Source organism: Enterococcus sp. AZ050 (genome assembly GCF_051715085.1).
GTDB lineage: Bacteria > Bacillota > Bacilli > Lactobacillales > Enterococcaceae > Enterococcus > Enterococcus faecalis.
Genome location: NZ_JBIOTC010000001.1, coordinates 2,435,535 through 2,454,239, shown reverse-complemented (window position 1 = coordinate 2,454,239; position 18,705 = coordinate 2,435,535). Strand labels below are relative to the sequence as shown.

Below are 18,705 nucleotides of genomic sequence, written 5' to 3'. Positions count from 1 at the left end.
TTTACGGCAAAACATTTCCCGCTGCACGATAAATATCGTACCAATCTTCGCGACTAATCACAATGTCTGCTGCTTTAGCAATTTCTTCAATTCTACCAAGATTCATACTTCCTGCGATGACTTGCATATTAGCAGGGTGGCGCAGAATCCAGCTGCTGGCTAAACCAGTTGGCGTTGTTTGATATTTTTCAGCCAATTCGTTTAATTTTTGATTTAACTCAGGGAATTTTTCATTTCCAATAAAGACACCTTCAAAATAACCATATTGGTACGGTGACCATGCTTGAATAGTCATTTGTTTCAACCGTGAATAATCTAAAATACCATGATCATAATCAATGCTTCCTGATATTTCCATATTTGTTTGTAAGCCTTGATCCACCATGCCAGTATGCTTGATGCCAAATTGTAATTGATTGGCTAATAATGGTTGTTTAACAGCTGTTTTTAAAAGTTCAATTTGTCCTGGCGTTTGGTTACTTACACCAAAATAGCGAACTTTCCCTTGTTTTTCTAATAAATGAAAAGCTTCAGCTACTTCTTCTGGTTCCACTAAAGTATCTGGACGATGCAACAATAATGCATCGACTGAATCTACACCTAAACGCTGTAAACTCCCTTCGACCGCTTCTAAAATATGTGCTTTTGAAAAGTCAAAAAAGCCCTGACGAATCCCACATTTCGTTTGTATAAAAATATCTTCACGACGAATGGTACTTTCTTTTAAGGCCTTACCAAAAATGGTTTCGCAGTCGCCGCCACCATAAATGTCGGCGTGATCAAAAAATGTAATGCCATGATCATAAGCAGTTTCAATTACCTGTTGAGGATTTTCAGCACCATTTAAGCGCATACATCCTAAGATAACCGAAGAAACTGTTTCGTCACTTGTACCAAATTGCAGTTGTTTCATTTTAATATCCTCCTCATCCATTCCTCTTACTTCTTCATTTTAACACTATTTAGACAAAATTGGACTTCTTACGGTAGATTCGCTTCGACTTTTTCAAAAAAAGCAGAAGATAATTCCTCTGGCAAATAAACAACTGTCTCAGAAGAAAGCGCTACGTTCATCTGAAACAAATGATTGACGATTACTAGATGTGCTTGGTGAAGTTGATACGTTGGTTTTCCATAAATAATTGTAATATTCTTTTTTTCACTGAAATAGTTTTTTATAGATTGCCCCAGCGCTTGTTCCTTTTCTGGAGGAAAGTCCGTCAATAGGCAAATAATATATTTTTTTTCATATAAAATCGGGTTAAATAAATCTAGGATGTGATAAAAATAGCAACTCGTCAATTCCCGTTCTTTTACTGAAGTAAAGACTGGATATAGGCGCTTTAAAAGCCTAATTAGTTTTTGTAATCTGTGCCAAGTTTGATGATAACGTACAGCGAGTGTTTGTTCCTGTTTATGAGCTGGCAACCATGCTTGTCCGTCTAATAAACTATTCATATGCGTACTTAAAAATCGACATAAATGAATTTCTTGATAATTAAAATGATGTTGTGTAAAATTTCTCCTAATTTCTTTCATAATAAAAATAGCTGTTTTTAAGCATAAACTTTCTATTTTCATTTGCTCATGAATAAAATACTTTCGCGCTCTCTTGCCAAAACAACCACCAAAATGTGCTTCAAGAATCACAAATAACGCTTTTTGTTCTTTAAGAGACATAAAAGAAGTGCTCAACACTTCCAGACGAAATAAATAAAAAAAAGCACTTGTTTGTTGAAATAAATTAGCATTTGGCACTGAAATTTCATGCCCGCCTCTATATCGTTTCTCCCAAATATAAATTAGCCAACTAAGATGATTCTGTTGTGCTACATTTAAATCCAACTCAAAAAAGGTAATGATTTTCCGAGTCATTTCTCTGTTTTCTTCCAGACAGCTTTCTTGAAAAAACAAATAAAAACAAAGGATTAACTGTCGAATTTGCCATTCATTGCCAGTTAAATCGTAATGTTTTTGACGTACAATAATATCAAAATTAACTAGCCAACGTCGAATATTAGAAAGTTTCTTCCGAAGAGTTGATTCCTGTAATCCCAATACCTGGGTCAATTGCGCATAATTGATTCGCTCTTCAATTAGACAACGTAAAATATAAAATTCGGGAATAAAATAACAAAATTTTTGTCTAAATCGAGCCAAGCCACAAACGCATAATTCACGATATTTTACAATTCCTTTGGTCGTTGTATAAATCTTACAAAGCCCTTCTATCTTAAACGTTTCCTGCTTTTTTTCAAAACGTTGAATGTAACAATGGATGGTTTTGTCGCTCACCTTTAGTTTTTCTGCAGCCATCAAAACAGAAAATGTCTGCTCTTGTTGCAGTAAATCCAACAATTCCAACATATTTTTATGTTCAAAAGACAATAATTCCTTGAAATCCATATATCGTCCCCTTTCACTCCCTTGTTATAAGAATACGTCAAATAAGGCAAAAATTTTTTTAAGAAGAAAAAAATAGAGAACAAAAAGTATTGATTACTTTCCGCTCTCTACAATTATATCGAATTATTTTTTTGAAATATGCAGTGTCATAGCATTTGCTGCTACAATAATTGTACTTAATGACATCAAGACAGCACCTACAGCTGGATTTAAAACAATCCCAATTGGTGCAAGGACCCCAGCCGCTAAAGGAATGGCGACAATATTGTACCCAGCTCCCCACCAAAGATTTTGGATCATTTTACGTCGTGTTTGTTTGGCTAAATCTAAGAACCTTAAAATATCTTTAGGATCACTATCCGTCAGTACAACATCTGCCGAATCAATCGCTACATCTGTACCAGCGCCTATCGCAATGCCGATTGAAGCACGGGCTAAACTTGGTGCATCGTTAATACCGTCTCCTACCATCATGACCTGATGCCCCTCAGTAAGATACTGTTGCACAATTTTTTCTTTATCTTCTGGTAAGAGCTCTGCGTAGTATTCCTTCATTCCTAAATAATTAGCAACTGCACTGGCAGCTGTTTGATTATCCCCTGTTAACATGACTGGCGTAATGCCTTGCGCTTGTAACTCTGCAATAAATGTTTTAGCTTCTGGTTTGACTTTATCTCCTAAAGCAATCAGTGCGACTAATTGACCAGCGATGATTAAATAGCTCAAGGTATTTCCTTGCTCTTGATAGTTTGTTTTAATTGTTTCATCGAAGGTTAACTGTAACCGTGCAACTTCTTTTTCATTGACTATTTTGACTTCTTGGTTTTGAACAGTAGCAACCAGTCCTACGCCTGATAAAGCTTGCAGATTATGGGCTTCATAAGGTTGAACGGCTTGTTTATTTAAATAGTTCATGATCCCAATTGCCAACGGATGATTTGCATTTTTTTCTAATGCTCCAATATATTTAAGTGCTTCTTCTCTAGTGAATTGTTTACTCATTAATTCTAAGCCAGTAACTGTAAATTGTCCTTCTGTTAAAGTACCAGTTTTATCCAGCAACACATATTCAACCTTATTGGCTTGTTCTAATGCATTCCGATTTTTTAAAAGTAAGCCATTTTTAGCAGCAATGGAGGTACTTCTAGCAATCACTAAAGGAATTGCTAAGCCTAACGCATGGGGACAGGCAATAATAAAAACTGTAACCATTCGTTCAAACGCTAGCGACAAATCTTTCGTTACGAGTAACCAACCGATAAATGCTAACACACCTACGAATAAGGCAATATAGAATAACCACTTGGCTACACGGTCTGAAATGGATTCTAGTTTTGATTTTTCCGATTGCGCTTGTTTAACCATCTCCATAACTTTTGACAGGTAACTATTTTCACCCGTGCCAGTTACCGAAATTTCAATCATTCCGTTGCCATTGACAGCTCCACCAATCACGGAGTCACCAATGTTTTTTTCTACTGTTTTTGATTCCCCTGTAACCATCGATTCGTCGACTGTTGTACTTCCTTTCAAAATTTTACCATCTGTCGGAATTTTATCTCCCGAACGAACAATCAAGCGATCGCCTTCTTGGACATCTTGCAAAGGAATTTCTTCTTCCCCATGTTCAGTCATTCGCTTGACTGTGTCAGGCAACAGTTCAGCCATTTTTTTCAAGGCATCACCAGCATTAGAAATAGCATTCATTTCAATCCAATGACCTAAAAGCATAATAACAATCAGAGTGGCTAATTCCCAGAAAAAGTCCATCACGTGGGCCTGATTCGTAAAATGATTCATGTAAAACGCATATAAGCTGTAAAAATATGATACCGAAATCCCCATCGCAATTAACGTCATCATTGCTGGACTCTTTTGCTGTAATTCCATTTTAGCGCCACTTAAAAATGGTTGTCCACCATAAAAAAATAGCACAGTTGCTAAAATTAAGACCAACCAATCAGAACCTGGAAAAGTAAATTGAAAAGGTAATTGAAAACCCATCATTGGTGAAAGAACAATAATCGGAATAGCTAAAATCAATGACAGCCAGAATTTTTGTTTAAAATTCCCCATATGCATTGAATGGTCCATTCCCTTCATTCCTTCATGTTGGTGTGACATAGCCATTTGTTCATGCGCCATGTCATGATTCATGTGATTCATTTTATCGTGGGACATTGTTGGCTGTTTTTCCTGATGTTGTTCATGATTATGTTTTGCTGACATATGATCCCTTCTCTTCTTAAGTATTTTCATCTTAAGCATAGCACAAGATGAAAATTGTTAGAAATAATTACTTTTTTTAGTTTAGAAAAAAAAGAGCTGAATTTTGCGTATGTATATTTTAAGAACACCTTATCCTCATATTTATTACAAAAGGAGTGTTTCAATGAAAATTACTACAAAGCAAGTCGGGGCACGCATGCGTGAAGCTCGAAAAAAGAAGAAGTACACTTTACGTTATTTAGCCAATAAAATTGGTTTATCTAGTGGAAGTACAATTAGTAACTGGGAATTAGGTTTGAATTTACCCAATAAACGATACTTAAAAAAAATCGCTAAAGCCTGTGACACAACAGTAGATTGGCTACTTTATGGTGATTTTGATCGATTTGTGCGCCAGCTATTAAAAGAAAATTTTCAAAATAAACAACTACTAAAACCACCTTTTTTTACTCAGTTGATGGTACGTTTATCTGAAGAACATCTATCCTATCACGATTCATTAAAAATTATGATTCAAGCGCAAAAGTTACAGCAGTCCTTTTATGCTTTTCCTTTAACAGTAGAAGCCCCCTCTCATTCCCAAGAGAGTATTTCTATTTATGAACCAACAACTGCAGAAGAACAGTCTGACCAATCTTATTATCATCCGTTTATTTTGTCAGAACTCCATGAATTATTTACACATTCTCAAAATCCAGAATTAGATTATTCTCTGATTATCGCTTTTCTTCCTTTGTTAAAAGTAGATCAATTAACGGAACCTCAAAAAGAAGTCTTACTGGCCATCTTTAAGCGGATGAATTCTTTTAAAGACCAAACGCTTTTAAATGAATTCTTTGTGGAATTACAGTATTTACTCTGATTCTACAAAAAAGATTGAGCCATGTATCTCAAGGACTTAGGCTCAATCTTTTAGTTAAATTTCTTCTATTTATGAACGATTCTTTCGTTCGACTAAGTGCGTTTTCCGTTGTGGGCCAATGATTAAAGGAACGGATTCATATTTGACTTCACTGTATTCCAAGCCAAACCAACTTTCAGGAGAGGTAGTTAAGTTTTTGATAGCTAATTTTGCCTGCATAATTTGTCGATCCCATTTTTTCAGTTCAGAAACGTTAGATAATTCTTCTTGAATTAACACAAATTGGAAATCGCCAACTTCTCTTCCTGGCGTTAATGAATAACGTTGTGGCTGTTTTGGCAAGCGGCCTGTTTTCATCAAGTCATGAACAATTTGTCTTAAATATACATTCACTTCTTGAGAAATATGGAAGCCTAAATATAGCTGAACTTGCACAATAAAATCAGTTCCTAGCATGTCAACAGAATACTCTTGAGTAAAGGGTTCATCTGTTACCTGAACATTAACAAACCAATAAACATTCGCTCGTTTTGGTTGTTTGTCCAAAATCGAATAAATAATATTACGATTAATTTCGCCGTCCACTCGATCGGAGGTTAAAAAGACCACGTTGGTTTGATACATAGGTACAGATGTATCTTCTTTCAAAGCTTTAAGTTGTGGTACATATTTTTCCAACGACACTTGTTCTGCCGTCGCTTCCTTAATCTCGTTGCCGCGTTCCCAAATAATCATGATGCATAACAAGAAGACTGCCATTCCCACAGCAACATATCCACCATGGAAAAACTTCGCAGCACTTGAAAAGAAAAAGACAACTTCAATGGCAGCAAAGAACAAGGAAATTAGATACGCAGACCAAGCTGGAATTTTATCCAAAAGATAAAACAACAATAAAATGGTTGTCATTAACATCGTAATCGTAATCGATAGACCATACGCAGCTTCCATGTGTGTCGATGTTCTAAAAGCCAGCACGATTGCTGAACAAGCTAACCATAAAATTAAATTCACCGCTGGAATATACATTTGACCGATATTACTCCCAGGATAAATAATTTTAAGTCTTGGTAATAACTTCAATTTAATCGCTTCAGAAACTAAAGTATACGAACCTGATATTAACGCTTGCGAAGCAATCACTGCGGCGATTGTTGCAAAAACAACGCCAAATACAAGAATACCTCGTGGAATCATTTGGAAAAATGGGTTAATTTCAGCTAATGCCTGCATTTCAGGGTTTTCTTTGACCGTTAACAACCACGCAGCTTGCCCTAAATAATTAAGAATCAAACAAATCTTAATATACGGCCAGCTAATGCGGATATTCATTTTTCCTACATGCCCTAAATCAGAATATAAAGCTTCAGCACCAGTTGTAGCCAAGAAAATATTCCCTAAAATAAATAGACCTAATTTATTTTCTGGACTGACTAGTAATTGCAAAGCATAATATGGATTTAATGCACGAATAACCGTCCAATCTTGGCTAAAATTCATTAAACCAATGATGCCTAAAAAAGTAAACCACAAGAACATAATCGGCCCAAAAGCTTTCCCGACCAATTCTGTTCCAAATCGTTGAACAGAAAAAAGAATTAAAATAATCGTCAACGTAATAACCACTATAATCGTTTGGTCATTGCCAAAACGTTCAAAAAATGCTGGAATCCCCCGTAAGCCTTCAATCGCTGTCGTCACCGTCACAGCTGGGGTCAAAACGCCATCAGCCAGTAAAGCGGCGCCGCCAATCATTGCGGGAATAATCAAATACTTACTTTTTTTACGAACCAATGTATAAAGAGAGAAAATCCCACCTTCTCCATGGTTATCAGCATTTAAAGCAATAACAACATATTTAATCGTGGTTAAGATAGTCAATGTCCAAAAAATTAACGAGACCGAACCTAAAATAAACGATTCAGAAACCCGTGCCAAGCCACCATTATCTCCTACAATGGCTTTCATTACATATAAAGGGCTCGTTCCAATATCTCCATAGACAACGCCCATGGCAACTAAGATCCCTGCCATCGTAAATTTCCGACGATCAAACCCCTCTGCTTTGTGTAACACAATACTTTCCTCCTACAAAAGAAATGACTTCGTTTAGTTTAACCAACAGCTCCATAAAAACTTTTAAAACTCTTTATTATATAACGTTTTATATATCTTTTTCATTAGTCAAAAAGCGCTTTTTGACTAACGATGCTACTCACTATAATACGTTTTAAATCGTTTAGCAAGTCTTTTTATTAGAGAATGTTCATCTTAGATAAGAAACCCACCTATTTTGAAAAAAGGAAAATCAAAAATAAGTGGGGCAGCAGTCGAAACGACTGCTGCCCCACTTGCTAACTATTAAGATAATTCCCTGAACAAAAGTAGCTCCTTTTATTCCTGTTAAATTTAAATCACTTCTTCTTCCTCTTCGACTTCAGAGAAATGGAACTTAATCATTTCATTGACGAAAATTGGCACAAAGGATAGGAAAATTGCTAACATCCAATGATTTAAACTAATATGCACTAATCCAAATAGTTCTTGTGTGAATGGTAATAAAGCAATGGTTGTGGTAATTAGTAATGCTAAAACGACCATTTCAAAGAGGGACTTGTTGCTTGATAATTTTACACGGAAAACAGAGTTCGCACTACGAACATTAAAGACATGTAAGATAGAGGAATAAGCTAAGATTAAAAATGCCACTGTTTGTCCAACTTCATAGCTGTTTGAAACATAGGCTGAAACACCTGGTACAAAGGCACCTAGGTAAAAACCAAACAAAGTAATGACTGTGAACACTGCTGCATTAATCCCAATCTTTTGCCATAAGCCTCGTGCAAAAATCCCTTCGTTTTTAGGGATTGGTGCCTCATCCATAATTCCTTTTTCCGCTGGTTCTTTTCCTAATGCAAAACCAGGTAACCCATCTGCGACCACGTTAACAAACAACAATTGAACTGCAGTAAATGGCGCACCCCAACCAAGTAACATGGCAATTAAAACAATAAAAATCTCAGAAATATTACAGCTTAACAAGAAGTTAATGGCTTTACGAATATTTCGGTACACGGCACGTCCTTGCGCCACTGCATCAACAATAGTTGCAAAGTTATCGTCCGTCAAAATCATATCTGAAGCGCCTTGGGCCACATCTGTTCCAGTAATCCCCATTGCGCAACCGACATCACTAGCTTTCAAGGCTGGCGCATCATTCACGCCATCTCCGGTCATTGCTACAACAGCGCCAGAACGTTGCCATGATTGAACAATTCGAATTTTATCTTCAGGGGTTACACGTGCATAAACGGATAAATCTTTAACACGTTTATCTAATTCTTCATCACTCATTTTTTTCAGTTCTGAACCAGATAAGGCTTCACTTTTATCTTTTAAAATTCCTAATTCTTTAGCAATTGCACTGGCTGTTACCACGTGATCACCAGTAATCATGACTGTTTTAATTCCAGCTTTTTTCGCACGAGCAATGGCGCCCTTACTTTCTGGACGTGGTGGATCAATCATGCCAATTAAGCCTAACAAGCGAAGATTTTTTTCTAAAGCCTCTGATGTAATTTCCTTGGGTGGTTCATCATATACGGCATAACCGACAGCAATAACTCGTAACGCTCGTTTTCCGAAACGATCATTAACAATAGCCGCTTGATCGACATCTCCGAAACCAAAACGTGGTAGTAACACATCAAAGGCTCCTTTAGTAATTGAGATGTACTTTTTCCCCCATTGATGGACCGTAGTCATCATTTTTCGTTCTGAATCAAAGGGAATTTCACCAATACGAGGATATTTTTCTTCAAGTTCTTCTTTAGTATGATAATTTTCTTCGACAGCACGAACAATTGCCGCTTCTGTCGGATTCCCTGTAACAGTTAGTTCATCGCCTTCTTTTTCCACAATGACATCTGTACATAAAGCAGCCATTTTCAATACTTCCATGGCTTCATCGGTCATGGCATCTTCCGTATCCGTTACTTCATCACCACGATGCCATACTCGGCGGACGCGCATTTTATTTTGTGTCAGTGTTCCTGTCTTATCAGAACAGATAACATTCGCAGTTCCTAGCGTTTCTACTGCTGGCAATCGACGAATAATCGCATGTTTCTTAGCCATTTTTTGAACACCATATGCTAAGGTTAACGTTACAATCACGGTTAGTGTTTCTGGTACAGCTGCCACCGCTAAGGAAACGGCTGTCATAAACATTTCAAGAAGCGGTTCTCCTTGCAGTTCACCAATAATGAAAACAATTGCCGCAGCCCCTAAGGCTAACAAACTAATACGTTTGCCTAATTGATTCAAGCGTTTTTGTAATGGTGTTTTTTGCTGATCGCTGTTATTCAGTAACCCAGCAATTTTACCCATTTCCGTATTCATTCCTGTTGCAGTTACTACTGCTCGTCCGCGGCCATTCACAACGGTACAGCCTTTGAAAATCATATTTATTTGATCTCCTAAGCCATCATCGTCATGCCCCACGTATGTAGGATCTTTTTCAACAGGTTCACTTTCACCTGTTAGTGCTGACTCTTCTACGCGCATTTGAGAAGCTTGAATAAGTCGTGCATCGGCTGTAATCATTGAACCAGCTTCAAGAACTAGAACATCTCCTACTACTAGTTCTTCAGCATCGACTTCGATTACCTTGCCATCTCGTAAGACTGCACTACTTTGCTTGTTCATGTCTTGTAAAGCCGCCAGAGATTTTTCAGCATTTCCTTCTTGAACAATGGCCAAAACAGCATTGATAATCACAATTGCAATAATTAAGATTCCTTCAAAATATTCGCCATGTTCTGTTACGATTGCTGTATAAAACGAAATTGCCGCAGCAACTAATAAAATAATCGTTGTAAAATCAGATAAACTGTGAATAAATTTCTTTAACACAGAATCCTTCTTAGCCTCTTCAAATTGATTGCGGCCATTTTCTTTCAGCCGTTGTTGGGCCTCTTGTTGTGTTAAACCAGTTTCAGTATTGACTGAAACTTCTTTTGTGACAGTATCGACAGTTTGCTTGTAAGCTTCCATCCTATTCCCCCTCTAATTTTTTCTTCCTATATAATAGTGTCTCTATTAAATATAACATGATTTTTTTTGAACACGCAACTTTTTTCATCTTTGGCTTAGCGTTCTCTCATATGTCCAGAAAAAACTGGTATTTTCGTTGTTGCTACAGCAATGTTTCTATTTGATTATGGGAATTTTATGAAAAAAGAAACGAATTCAGCCAAAAAGCAATGGACATTTTTTTCATTTTGTCTGATAAAAAAATAGTTTATTTCTATATATTCAACACAAAAACAACAAAAAATACAATGTTATTTGGTTCGCACGATTATTTATTTTACATGTTATAAAATAACCAGAAAAATATTATATTTAATCTTATTAATAAGCGTTATAACTTGCAATCGCTTCCAAAAGGTGCTATTATTTAAGTGTAAGGAGGACATGCAAATCAATTGGTTGAAGATTTTCTCAGTAGATAAAAATCGGTAAACTCAAAGTTGTTAGAATTGCAAGATTCACCTGTAAACAATACGTGTAGAGTAATTGTTAGTGATAACTCGTATCGGAAAATAGGGAAAGGTTATAGAAGGATGGAGTTTCTATAAAGCATTTACCCTATCTGTTATCACCTAACGCAAGTTATCCACCATCCAAGCGTCGAAACTGTATGAAAACAAGGTTTTAGTTTCACCACATCACGTTCACCTTTTGCTTTACATGTATCGCGAAATGTAAACACTTATTCAACCAATTGATGTCTTCCCGTTAACAAGGCCGAGCTTAAATTTAAGCTCGGTTTTTTCTTTTAGGCAATAAAATATATTTGTATCAAATAATCATATGTGTTATATTCAAGGTGCACATTCTATTTTATCTTCTTTTAAAGGAGGGAATGCTATGCGAAAAAAGAAAAAATCTTCGTTTGAAAGTTCAATTCATGTTTATCGTGCTATGGCTCGTATGACCCAGCAAGATTTGGCCAATCGAGTCGGTGTCTCTCGACAAACAATTATTCAACTGGAACGAAACAAGTACAATCCTTCATTACTTCTTGCGCATGACATCGCGAACGTCTTTGGCGTAACCATTGATGATGTGTTCACCTTCAAAGAAACACTGAATGACGATGTAGAACAAGAAGCCTAAACAGTATAAGCTGTACTTAACAAGACAATTTTTCTGATTGTACTTGGAGTTGCCGAGGTACAACTTAGTACCGGCAATACGAAGAAAGCACTTCTTCGTATTGTTGTTTCAATAATTAATCTTTTCTTACATAAAAAAAGAACGGCGCAACCTTGGTTGCGTCGTTCTTTTTATTCTAAGATTGTCTACTAAGCATTTTTGCTCTAGTAGCGTTTTGGTTTCTAACTTTATTATTTACAGGGGAAGAAAAAATAAAGCACACCTTTACTGTGATTCCAAAAATCACGTGTTTATCATAATATATTTTTGTTTCAATCCCAAGTATTCTGCTCACAAAGTGTCGCTTATTTAATAAACATTGCATCGCCAAAACTAAAGAAACGATATTTTTCCTCAATTGCATGTTGGTAAGCAGCCAATGTTAAGTCTTTTCCTGCAAAGGCACTCACAAGCATCACTAACGTAGATTTTGGTAAATGGAAGTTCGTTGAAAAAGCCTCTACGACTTTAAATTGATACCCTGGTGTGATAAAAATATCGGTCCAGCCACTGTCAGCCTGGATTTCACCATTAAATTTTGTGCCAATTGTTTCCAACGTACGAATAGAAGTTGTTCCAACCGCAACAATCCGACCGCCTGCTTGGCGTACTTCATTTAGTTGCTTAGCCGCTTCTTCAGTTAAACGATAGAATTCGCTATGCATATGATGTTCTTCTATATTATCAACGCTCACGGGACGGAATGTTCCTAAACCGACATGTAAAGTTAAATAAACGAGATGAACACCTTTTGCTTTGATCTCTTCTAATAGTTCTTTTGTAAAATGCAAACCCGCTGTTGGTGCTGCAGCTGAACCATTTTCTTCAGCATAAACCGTTTGATAACGATCTGGGTCATCTAGACGTTCTTTGATATATGGCGGCAATGGCATTTCTCCTAACGATTCTAAAATTTCTAAGAAAATACCATCATATTTAAATTCAATGATTCGACCACCATGTTCCAACTCTTCTTTAACCACCGCTTTTAGGCGACCATCGCCAAATTGAATTTCCGTGCCGACTTTTGCACGTTTCGCGGGTTTAATCAAGGTTTCCCATGTATCGCCTTCTGTATTTGTTAAAAGTAAAACTTCCAAATGACCGCCTGTTTCAGGTTTTTCTCCATATAAACGGGCCGGCAGTACCCGGGTATTATTCATGACTAATGCATCCCCAGGCTGTAATTCATCAAGAATATCATGGAAATGTTTATCCTCCATGTCCCCTGTTTCTTTATTTACAACTAATAATCGTGAACTAGCGCGATCTTTTAGTGGGGTTTGAGCAATTAATTCTTCTGGTAAATCAAAATCAAAATCTTCTGTACTTAGCATTTCCGTCACTCTTTCTACTAGTTTTTATCTTGGTTATTCTAACACTTTTTCTTGTTTCTGGCTATGTCAGCCTTTTAAATCAAACTAAATAGTTGTCAAAAAATGTCAGAAGCACTATACTTACTTTAAGTAAGCATACATAGTTATTTAGAGGAGGAACTCAAAATGCATGCTCAATTTCATCATGTTTCACTATTAGCGCGTCATGGTCAAGAAAACCAATCATTCTATACAAAATTGTTAGGCTTACGTTTTGTCAAAAATACCGTAAATCAAGACAACAATCGCATGCCTCATTATTTTTATGGCGATTATCAAGGCACACCGGGAAGCTTAGTAACTTTTTTTATCGTGCCCTTATTAGGCAACCGCTATGAAGAAAAAAATTATTTAGCCACGATTGGCTTAAAAATCCCCCAAAATAGCCTTTCCTTTTGGGAACAACGTTTAACAGAAAACAAAATTCCATTTAACAAAAAAGAAAAGAGCCTACATTTCAGTGATCCAGATGATACGCATATTATCCTGACAGAAGTTCCTGAAAATCCATTAAAAGAAACACTCGTTGTTTCTAACGACATTCCAGCAGCGGTTCAAATTATCGGTTTGGCCTCTACTGAATTTCATGTGCCAGATTCTGAAAAAACCTTGGCCTTTTTTGAAACATTTCTTGGTTGGCAAGCAGTTGGCAATACGATTATTTTAAGTGAGACGGAAAGCTTTTCTGTTCATCAAACAACGTCGGATAAAACAAGCCGAATGGGGCGTGGCAGTATGGATCATATTGCTTTTTCTGTGGCTGATGATGAAGCATTACAAGAACTACACACTCGCGCTTTAGCACAAGGCTGGGAAATTGAAATTTATGTAAGTCGTGGATATTTTAAAAGTTTATACATTCGTGAACCAGGCGGGAATCGGGTTGAATTTGCTACTTTGGCTCCTGGTTTTACATTGGATGAGCCTCTGGAACATTTAGGGGAAACGTTGGCTTTACCGCCTTTTTTAGAACCAAAACGGACTGCAATTGAAGCCAACCTCTACAAAGACATGTAACCAACGCTTTAGAAAACAACGGAAGACGGACGTAATAATCGGTGACAAAATTACGTCCGTCTCTCTTCCCCTATGTTTGAATGTTTGAACAAGAGAATAAAAAATGACCTTCAGATTTTTCTGAACGTCATTGCACATTCCATAAAAAGCATCCTTCGTTCTTCCACTTCTTACTTCTTAAAAAAACTGGTAATTTTTTCAAAAATTCAGTAAAATAAAAGTGATCAATGGTTTCCATTGATTGAACGGGCAACTTGATGGTCCACTTGCACAGGTGACTATTCAAGGCTTCGTGATTTAGTTGCCGCTAAATCATGAAGCGCCTTTTTTTATTTTATTCCCTTGTTCTCTTTCCATTCTAATGAAAAACTCAGCTCCCGTCAACTTGCTACAAAGGACACTTTTCTTTGTTATAGCGGCTTTTCTTCCTTCTCAGAATACTCTTTTTAACATCTTGTTTCGTTCAGATAACTTTTACTAAACAATAGTTATCTTTTCTTTTTTTTAGAACGAATTAAAAAAAATTTACCGCCTTCTTTTTCCCATTAAAAATAGATTACATTTGTCGAAATCGCATTTTTATAGCATACTAGTAATAAGATACATTTTCAAAATATTTAGTTGAGGTGAGTAAGTTGATAGAATTTCAGCATGTATCAAAATTTTATAAAGGCGGAAAAGTCGCCGTTGATGACATTAATTTGTCTTTCGATAAAGGTGAATTTATCTGCTTCATCGGAACAAGTGGTAGTGGAAAAACAACATCAATGCGGATGCTTAACCGCATGACCGACCCTTCAAAAGGAAAAATTTTAATTGATGGCCAAGATATTCAAAAAATCAATCCTGTAGAGCTACGTCGCCAAATTGGCTATGTCATTCAAAATATCGGCTTGATGCCTCACATGACCATTCGTGAAAATATCGTTTTAGTGCCTAAATTATTAAAAGTACCTGTGGAAGAACGCAATAAGATAGCCGAAAAAATGATTGATTTGGTTGAGTTACCACGAGAAATGTTGGAACGCTATCCCAATGAACTTTCTGGGGGACAACAACAAAGAATCGGCGTTGTGCGGGCTTTAGCTGCCAATCAAGATATTATTCTAATGGATGAACCTTTTGGTGCTTTAGATCCTATCACCCGTGATTCATTACAAGATTTAGTGAAAGATTTGCAAGAACGTTTAGGAAAAACTATCGTCTTTGTTACTCATGATATGGATGAAGCGTTGAAATTAGCAAATAAAATTGCCATTATGAGCGAAGGCAAAGTAATTCAATTTGACACACCAGATAATATTTTACGTCATCCAGCCAATGAATTTGTAGAAGAACTCATCGGAGAAGATCGCTTATTACAAGCCAAACCTGATTTCACCACTGTTGATGAAGTCATGTTAAATTCAGCTATTACTATCACGCCGGAAAAATCTTTACAAGAAGCGATTAAATTGATGCGTGAAAAACGGGTTGATACCTTATTAGTTGTTGATAATTCCCATGTGCTTAAAGGCTTTATCGATGTTGAAACATTAGATCAGCAACGTGGCAAAGCTTCTAGTGTCGGTGATATCTTGAATAAAGATGTCTTCTTTGTTCAAAAAACCGCTCTTTTACGTGATGCTTTACAAAGAATCTTAAAACGTGGCTTAAAATATGTACCAGTCGTTGATGAACAAAAACGAGTGGTGGGCATCTTAACACGTGCTTCCCTTGTTGACATTGTTTATGATGTTATCTGGGGCGATGAAACAACGATTAGTGAAGCTGTAGAAGCAAAACAAAGCGAGTCCGAAACTGATAAAGAGGAGGCGTAAGCAATGAGTAGCTTCTTTCAAGAATATGGATCAGAAATGATTTCAAAAAGTATTGAACATATTTATATTTCATTCTTTGCACTTTTATTAGGGGTCGCTATCGCTGTGCCCGTTGGCGTTTGGTTAACACGTTTGCCCAAAGTAGCCAATATTGTCATTGGTTTAACAAGTGCCTTACAAACGGTTCCTTCGTTAGCTTTATTAGCTTTGATGATTCCAATTTTTGGTGTCGGCAAAACACCCGCTATTATCGCGCTATTCATCTATTCCCTTTTACCTATTTTAAGAAACACGTATATCGGAATGAAAAATGTCGATGAAAATTACCGAGATGTTGCTAAAGGCATGGGCATGACCAATTTACAGTCTATTTTTAGTGTTGAATTACCCATTGCCATGCCAACAATTATGGCCGGCATTCGTTTAGCTGCTGTCTATGTCATTGCTTGGGCTACACTGGCTTCTTATATTGGTGCAGGTGGTCTTGGTGATATGATTTTCAGTGGATTAAATAACTATCAGCCAGAATTAATCTTTGGCGGGACTATTCCGGTAACTATTTTAGCGCTTTTAGCAGATGTTCTTCTTGGATTATTAGAAAATCGTTTAACGCCAAAAGCTTTAAGGGAGGGCGAATAATGATGAAAAAGAAACTCAAGTTAAGCTTACTCTTCTTAAGCAGTTTACTTTTATTGGCAGGTTGTTCTTTACCTGGTCTCGCTTCAACTTCTGATGATAACACTGTTGCCATTACAGGTGGGATTACTTCAGAAGCGCAGATTTTAGGGAGCATTGTAGCGGATATGGTTGAGCATTACACAGATAAAAAAACAAATGTGATTAACAACTTAGCCACTACTACCATCAATCACCAAGCAATGTTAAACGGAGATGCCTCAATTTCTGCAGCTCGTTATACTGGTACTGACGTGACTACTACGCTGGGCTTACCAGCAGAAAAAGACCCTAAAAAAGCGTTTAACCTAGTTCAATCAGAATTTGAAAAACGTTATCAACAAACTTGGTTCCCTTCATATGGATTTGAAAATACTTATGTATTCTTAGTTACAAAAGAAACGGCTGAGAAATACAATTTAAAAACAGTCAGTGATTTAGGGAAAGTCGCAGACAAATTAGTTGCTGGTGTCGATACTGCGTGGATCACACGTGAAGGCGACGGTTATGAAGGCTTTAAAAAGGAATACAACTTCCAATTTAAATCTATTTTACCAATGCAAATTGGCTTGGTGTACGATGCAGTCAACGCTGGAAAAATGGACGTTATCTTAGGTTACTCAACAGATGGCCGGATTGGTAGTTACGATTTAGTCATGTTAAAAGATGACAAGCGCTTTTTCCCGCCTTATGATGCCGCTCCTGTGGTTAGTGACAAATTATTAAAAGAAACGCCGGAAATTAAAGATGTCTTAAATCGCTTAGATGGTAAAATTTCTACCAAAAAAATGCAAGAATTGAACTATCAAGCAGATAATGATTTAATTGAACCTGCGGTCGTAGCCGAACGTTTCTTAAAAGAAAATAACTATTTTGAGGGGGAGTAACAGATGAATAATATGAATTTATTCCAACAATTTATCTACTATTTCCAACAAAATGGCGGCTACGTCTTTCAACAATTTTTACGTCACTTTTTAATTTCGATTTATGGCGTAATCTTTGCTGCAATTGTCGGGATTCCTATCGGGATTATGATTTCACGTAAACGTAGCTTAGCCAACTGGATTATCCGTTTAGCGAACATTATCCAAACAGTACCAGCTTTGGCAATGCTTTCGATTTTAATGTTGGGAATGGGCTTAGGCGTCAACACGGTGGTTGTAACGGTCTTCCTTTATTCTCTCCTACCAATCATCAAAAATACGTACACTGGCATGATTCAAGTGGATCGCAATATTTTAGATGTTGGTAAAGGAATGGGTATGACAAAAGTACAACTTCTTTATATGGTCGAGTTACCTTTATCTGTGTCAGTAATCATGGCAGGTATTCGAAATGCGTTAGTCGTCGCAATCGGGATTACTGCGATTGGTGCTTTCGTTGGTGCTGGTGGTTTAGGGGATATTATTATTCGTGGAACCAATGCCACAGATGGTGCTTCTATCATTTTAGTCGGTGCCTTACCAACGGCCTTTATGGCGATTATCACAGATTGGGTTCTAGGGATTATTGAACGTCGTTTAGACCCAGCTAGCAAACATTCCAATTAATAAAAAATGCAGAGCAGATCCAACATTGTTTCTTTTCAATGGGATCTGTTCTTTTATCTAGGAGATTAATAATGTCTAACTATACTATTATCGATTTAAACCAACAACCACACTTAATTCCGTCAGCTGCTCAATGGTTTAGCCAAAAGTGGCAAATCCCCGCTGAAGCGTATCAAGCAAGTATGCAGGAAATGCTAACTAGTGAAAATCACGTACCACATTGGTGGGTCTGCTTGAATAAACAGCAGGACATCGTTGCAGGCGTGGGCGTAATTGATAATGACTTCCACAATCGTGCAGACCTTACGCCAAACCTTTGTGCATTGTATGTCGAACCAACATTTCGTCACCAAGGCTTAGCAGGAATTCTTTTAACAACAGTTGGTGATTTTCTTGCTAATTCTGGATTTAAAAAGCTTTATTTGCTCACAGACCATACTACTTTTTATGAAAGATATGACTGGGAATTTTTGACAATGGTAACCACTGAAGAGCAGTCTTGCGCTAGAATTTATCAAAAACAATTACGTCAATAAAAAAATCTG

The 18,705-nt window shown here is 36.9% G+C and carries 14 protein-coding genes; 8 read left to right on the top strand and 6 right to left on the bottom strand.

Annotated features, from left to right (window positions below; all coding sequences use genetic code 11):
* Position 1: 1 nt before the first annotated feature.
* From IGJ04_RS11900 to IGJ04_RS11890, 3 genes are all read right to left on the bottom strand, one after another.
* Positions 2-913, bottom strand: a complete 912-nt coding sequence (locus tag IGJ04_RS11900; RefSeq protein WP_033626066.1) for an aldo/keto reductase — start codon at positions 911-913, stop codon at positions 2-4.
* A gap of 68 nt (positions 914-981) precedes the next feature.
* Positions 982-2,406 carry a helix-turn-helix domain-containing protein gene (locus tag IGJ04_RS11895; protein WP_438840241.1) on the bottom strand — a complete coding sequence of 475 codons (1,425 nt, stop codon included), beginning with the start codon at positions 2,404-2,406 and terminating at the stop codon, positions 982-984.
* 123 nt (positions 2,407-2,529) lie between these two features.
* Positions 2,530-4,674 carry a heavy metal translocating P-type ATPase gene (locus IGJ04_RS11890; protein WP_438840240.1) on the bottom strand — a complete coding sequence of 715 codons (2,145 nt, stop codon included), beginning with the start codon at positions 4,672-4,674 and terminating at the stop codon, positions 2,530-2,532.
* 124 nt (positions 4,675-4,798) lie between these two features.
* On the opposite strand from IGJ04_RS11890, the gene IGJ04_RS11885 reads away from it, so the two are divergent.
* A complete protein-coding gene (locus tag IGJ04_RS11885) occupies positions 4,799-5,497 on the top strand; it encodes a helix-turn-helix domain-containing protein (RefSeq protein WP_010828600.1) in 699 nt (232 codons plus the stop codon).
* A gap of 69 nt (positions 5,498-5,566) precedes the next feature.
* Here IGJ04_RS11885 and IGJ04_RS11880 read toward each other — a convergent pair whose 3' ends face one another.
* Together IGJ04_RS11880 and IGJ04_RS11875 are read right to left on the bottom strand one after the other, a co-directional pair.
* Complete coding sequence (locus IGJ04_RS11880) at positions 5,567-7,573, bottom strand: KUP/HAK/KT family potassium transporter (protein ID WP_002381294.1); 2,007 nt, start codon at positions 7,571-7,573, stop codon at positions 5,567-5,569.
* Positions 7,574-7,906: 333 nt separating this feature from the next.
* Entirely contained in the window at positions 7,907-10,552 is a 2,646-nt protein-coding gene (locus tag IGJ04_RS11875) for a calcium-translocating P-type ATPase, PMCA-type (RefSeq protein ID WP_002358801.1), read from the bottom strand.
* An 822-nt stretch (positions 10,553-11,374) separates the two neighbouring features.
* Here IGJ04_RS11875 and IGJ04_RS11870 point away from each other — a divergent pair.
* Positions 11,375-11,680 (top strand): helix-turn-helix transcriptional regulator, encoded by a 306-nt coding sequence (locus tag IGJ04_RS11870; RefSeq protein ID WP_002355748.1) that lies wholly within the window; start codon positions 11,375-11,377, stop codon positions 11,678-11,680.
* Between the two features lie 344 nt (positions 11,681-12,024).
* Here the strand turns inward: IGJ04_RS11870 and queA are convergent, their stop codons facing one another.
* The gene (queA, locus tag IGJ04_RS11865) at positions 12,025-13,056 is read right to left on the bottom strand and encodes a tRNA preQ1(34) S-adenosylmethionine ribosyltransferase-isomerase QueA (RefSeq protein WP_002355747.1); all 1,032 of its coding nucleotides are present in this window, start codon (positions 13,054-13,056) and stop codon (positions 12,025-12,027) included.
* A 165-nt stretch (positions 13,057-13,221) separates the two neighbouring features.
* Between queA and IGJ04_RS11860 the strand changes: the two genes are divergently transcribed.
* From IGJ04_RS11860 to IGJ04_RS11835, 6 genes are all read left to right on the top strand, one after another.
* Positions 13,222-14,112, top strand: coding sequence for a ring-cleaving dioxygenase (locus IGJ04_RS11860; RefSeq protein ID WP_438840239.1), 891 nt, complete (start codon positions 13,222-13,224; stop codon positions 14,110-14,112).
* A gap of 626 nt (positions 14,113-14,738) precedes the next feature.
* Entirely contained in the window at positions 14,739-15,932 is a 1,194-nt protein-coding gene (locus IGJ04_RS11855; protein WP_438840238.1) for a betaine/proline/choline family ABC transporter ATP-binding protein, read from the top strand.
* 3 nt (positions 15,933-15,935) lie between these two features.
* A complete protein-coding gene (locus IGJ04_RS11850; protein ID WP_002355744.1) occupies positions 15,936-16,571 on the top strand; it encodes an ABC transporter permease in 636 nt (211 codons plus the stop codon).
* A gap of 2 nt (positions 16,572-16,573) precedes the next feature.
* The gene (locus IGJ04_RS11845; RefSeq protein ID WP_002355743.1) at positions 16,574-17,494 is read left to right on the top strand and encodes an osmoprotectant ABC transporter substrate-binding protein; all 921 of its coding nucleotides are present in this window, start codon (positions 16,574-16,576) and stop codon (positions 17,492-17,494) included.
* A 3-nt stretch (positions 17,495-17,497) separates the two neighbouring features.
* Positions 17,498-18,160, top strand: a complete 663-nt coding sequence (locus tag IGJ04_RS11840; RefSeq protein WP_002363261.1) for an ABC transporter permease — start codon at positions 17,498-17,500, stop codon at positions 18,158-18,160.
* Positions 18,161-18,231: 71 nt separating this feature from the next.
* Positions 18,232-18,696 (top strand): GNAT family N-acetyltransferase, encoded by a 465-nt coding sequence (locus tag IGJ04_RS11835; RefSeq protein WP_002361333.1) that lies wholly within the window; start codon positions 18,232-18,234, stop codon positions 18,694-18,696.
* The last annotated feature ends 9 nt before the right edge of the window (positions 18,697-18,705 follow it).

Coding starts and splice junctions, on each gene's coding strand:
- IGJ04_RS11900 (WP_033626066.1), bottom strand. CDS start 913: ATGAAACAACTGCAATTTGGTACAAGTGACGAAACAGTTTCTTCGGTT.
- IGJ04_RS11895 (WP_438840241.1), bottom strand. CDS start 2,406: ATGGATTTCAAGGAATTATTGTCTTTTGAACATAAAAATATGTTGGAA.
- IGJ04_RS11890 (WP_438840240.1), bottom strand. CDS start 4,674: ATGCTTAAGATGAAAATACTTAAGAAGAGAAGGGATCATATGTCAGCA.
- IGJ04_RS11885 (WP_010828600.1), top strand. CDS start 4,799: ATGAAAATTACTACAAAGCAAGTCGGGGCACGCATGCGTGAAGCTCGA.
- IGJ04_RS11875 (WP_002358801.1), bottom strand. CDS start 10,552: ATGGAAGCTTACAAGCAAACTGTCGATACTGTCACAAAAGAAGTTTCA.
- IGJ04_RS11870 (WP_002355748.1), top strand. CDS start 11,375: ATGTGTTATATTCAAGGTGCACATTCTATTTTATCTTCTTTTAAAGGA.
- queA (WP_002355747.1), bottom strand. CDS start 13,056: ATGCTAAGTACAGAAGATTTTGATTTTGATTTACCAGAAGAATTAATT.
- IGJ04_RS11860 (WP_438840239.1), top strand. CDS start 13,222: ATGCATGCTCAATTTCATCATGTTTCACTATTAGCGCGTCATGGTCAA.
- IGJ04_RS11850 (WP_002355744.1), top strand. CDS start 15,936: ATGAGTAGCTTCTTTCAAGAATATGGATCAGAAATGATTTCAAAAAGT.
- IGJ04_RS11845 (WP_002355743.1), top strand. CDS start 16,574: ATGAAAAAGAAACTCAAGTTAAGCTTACTCTTCTTAAGCAGTTTACTT.
- IGJ04_RS11840 (WP_002363261.1), top strand. CDS start 17,498: ATGAATAATATGAATTTATTCCAACAATTTATCTACTATTTCCAACAA.
- IGJ04_RS11835 (WP_002361333.1), top strand. CDS start 18,232: ATGTCTAACTATACTATTATCGATTTAAACCAACAACCACACTTAATT.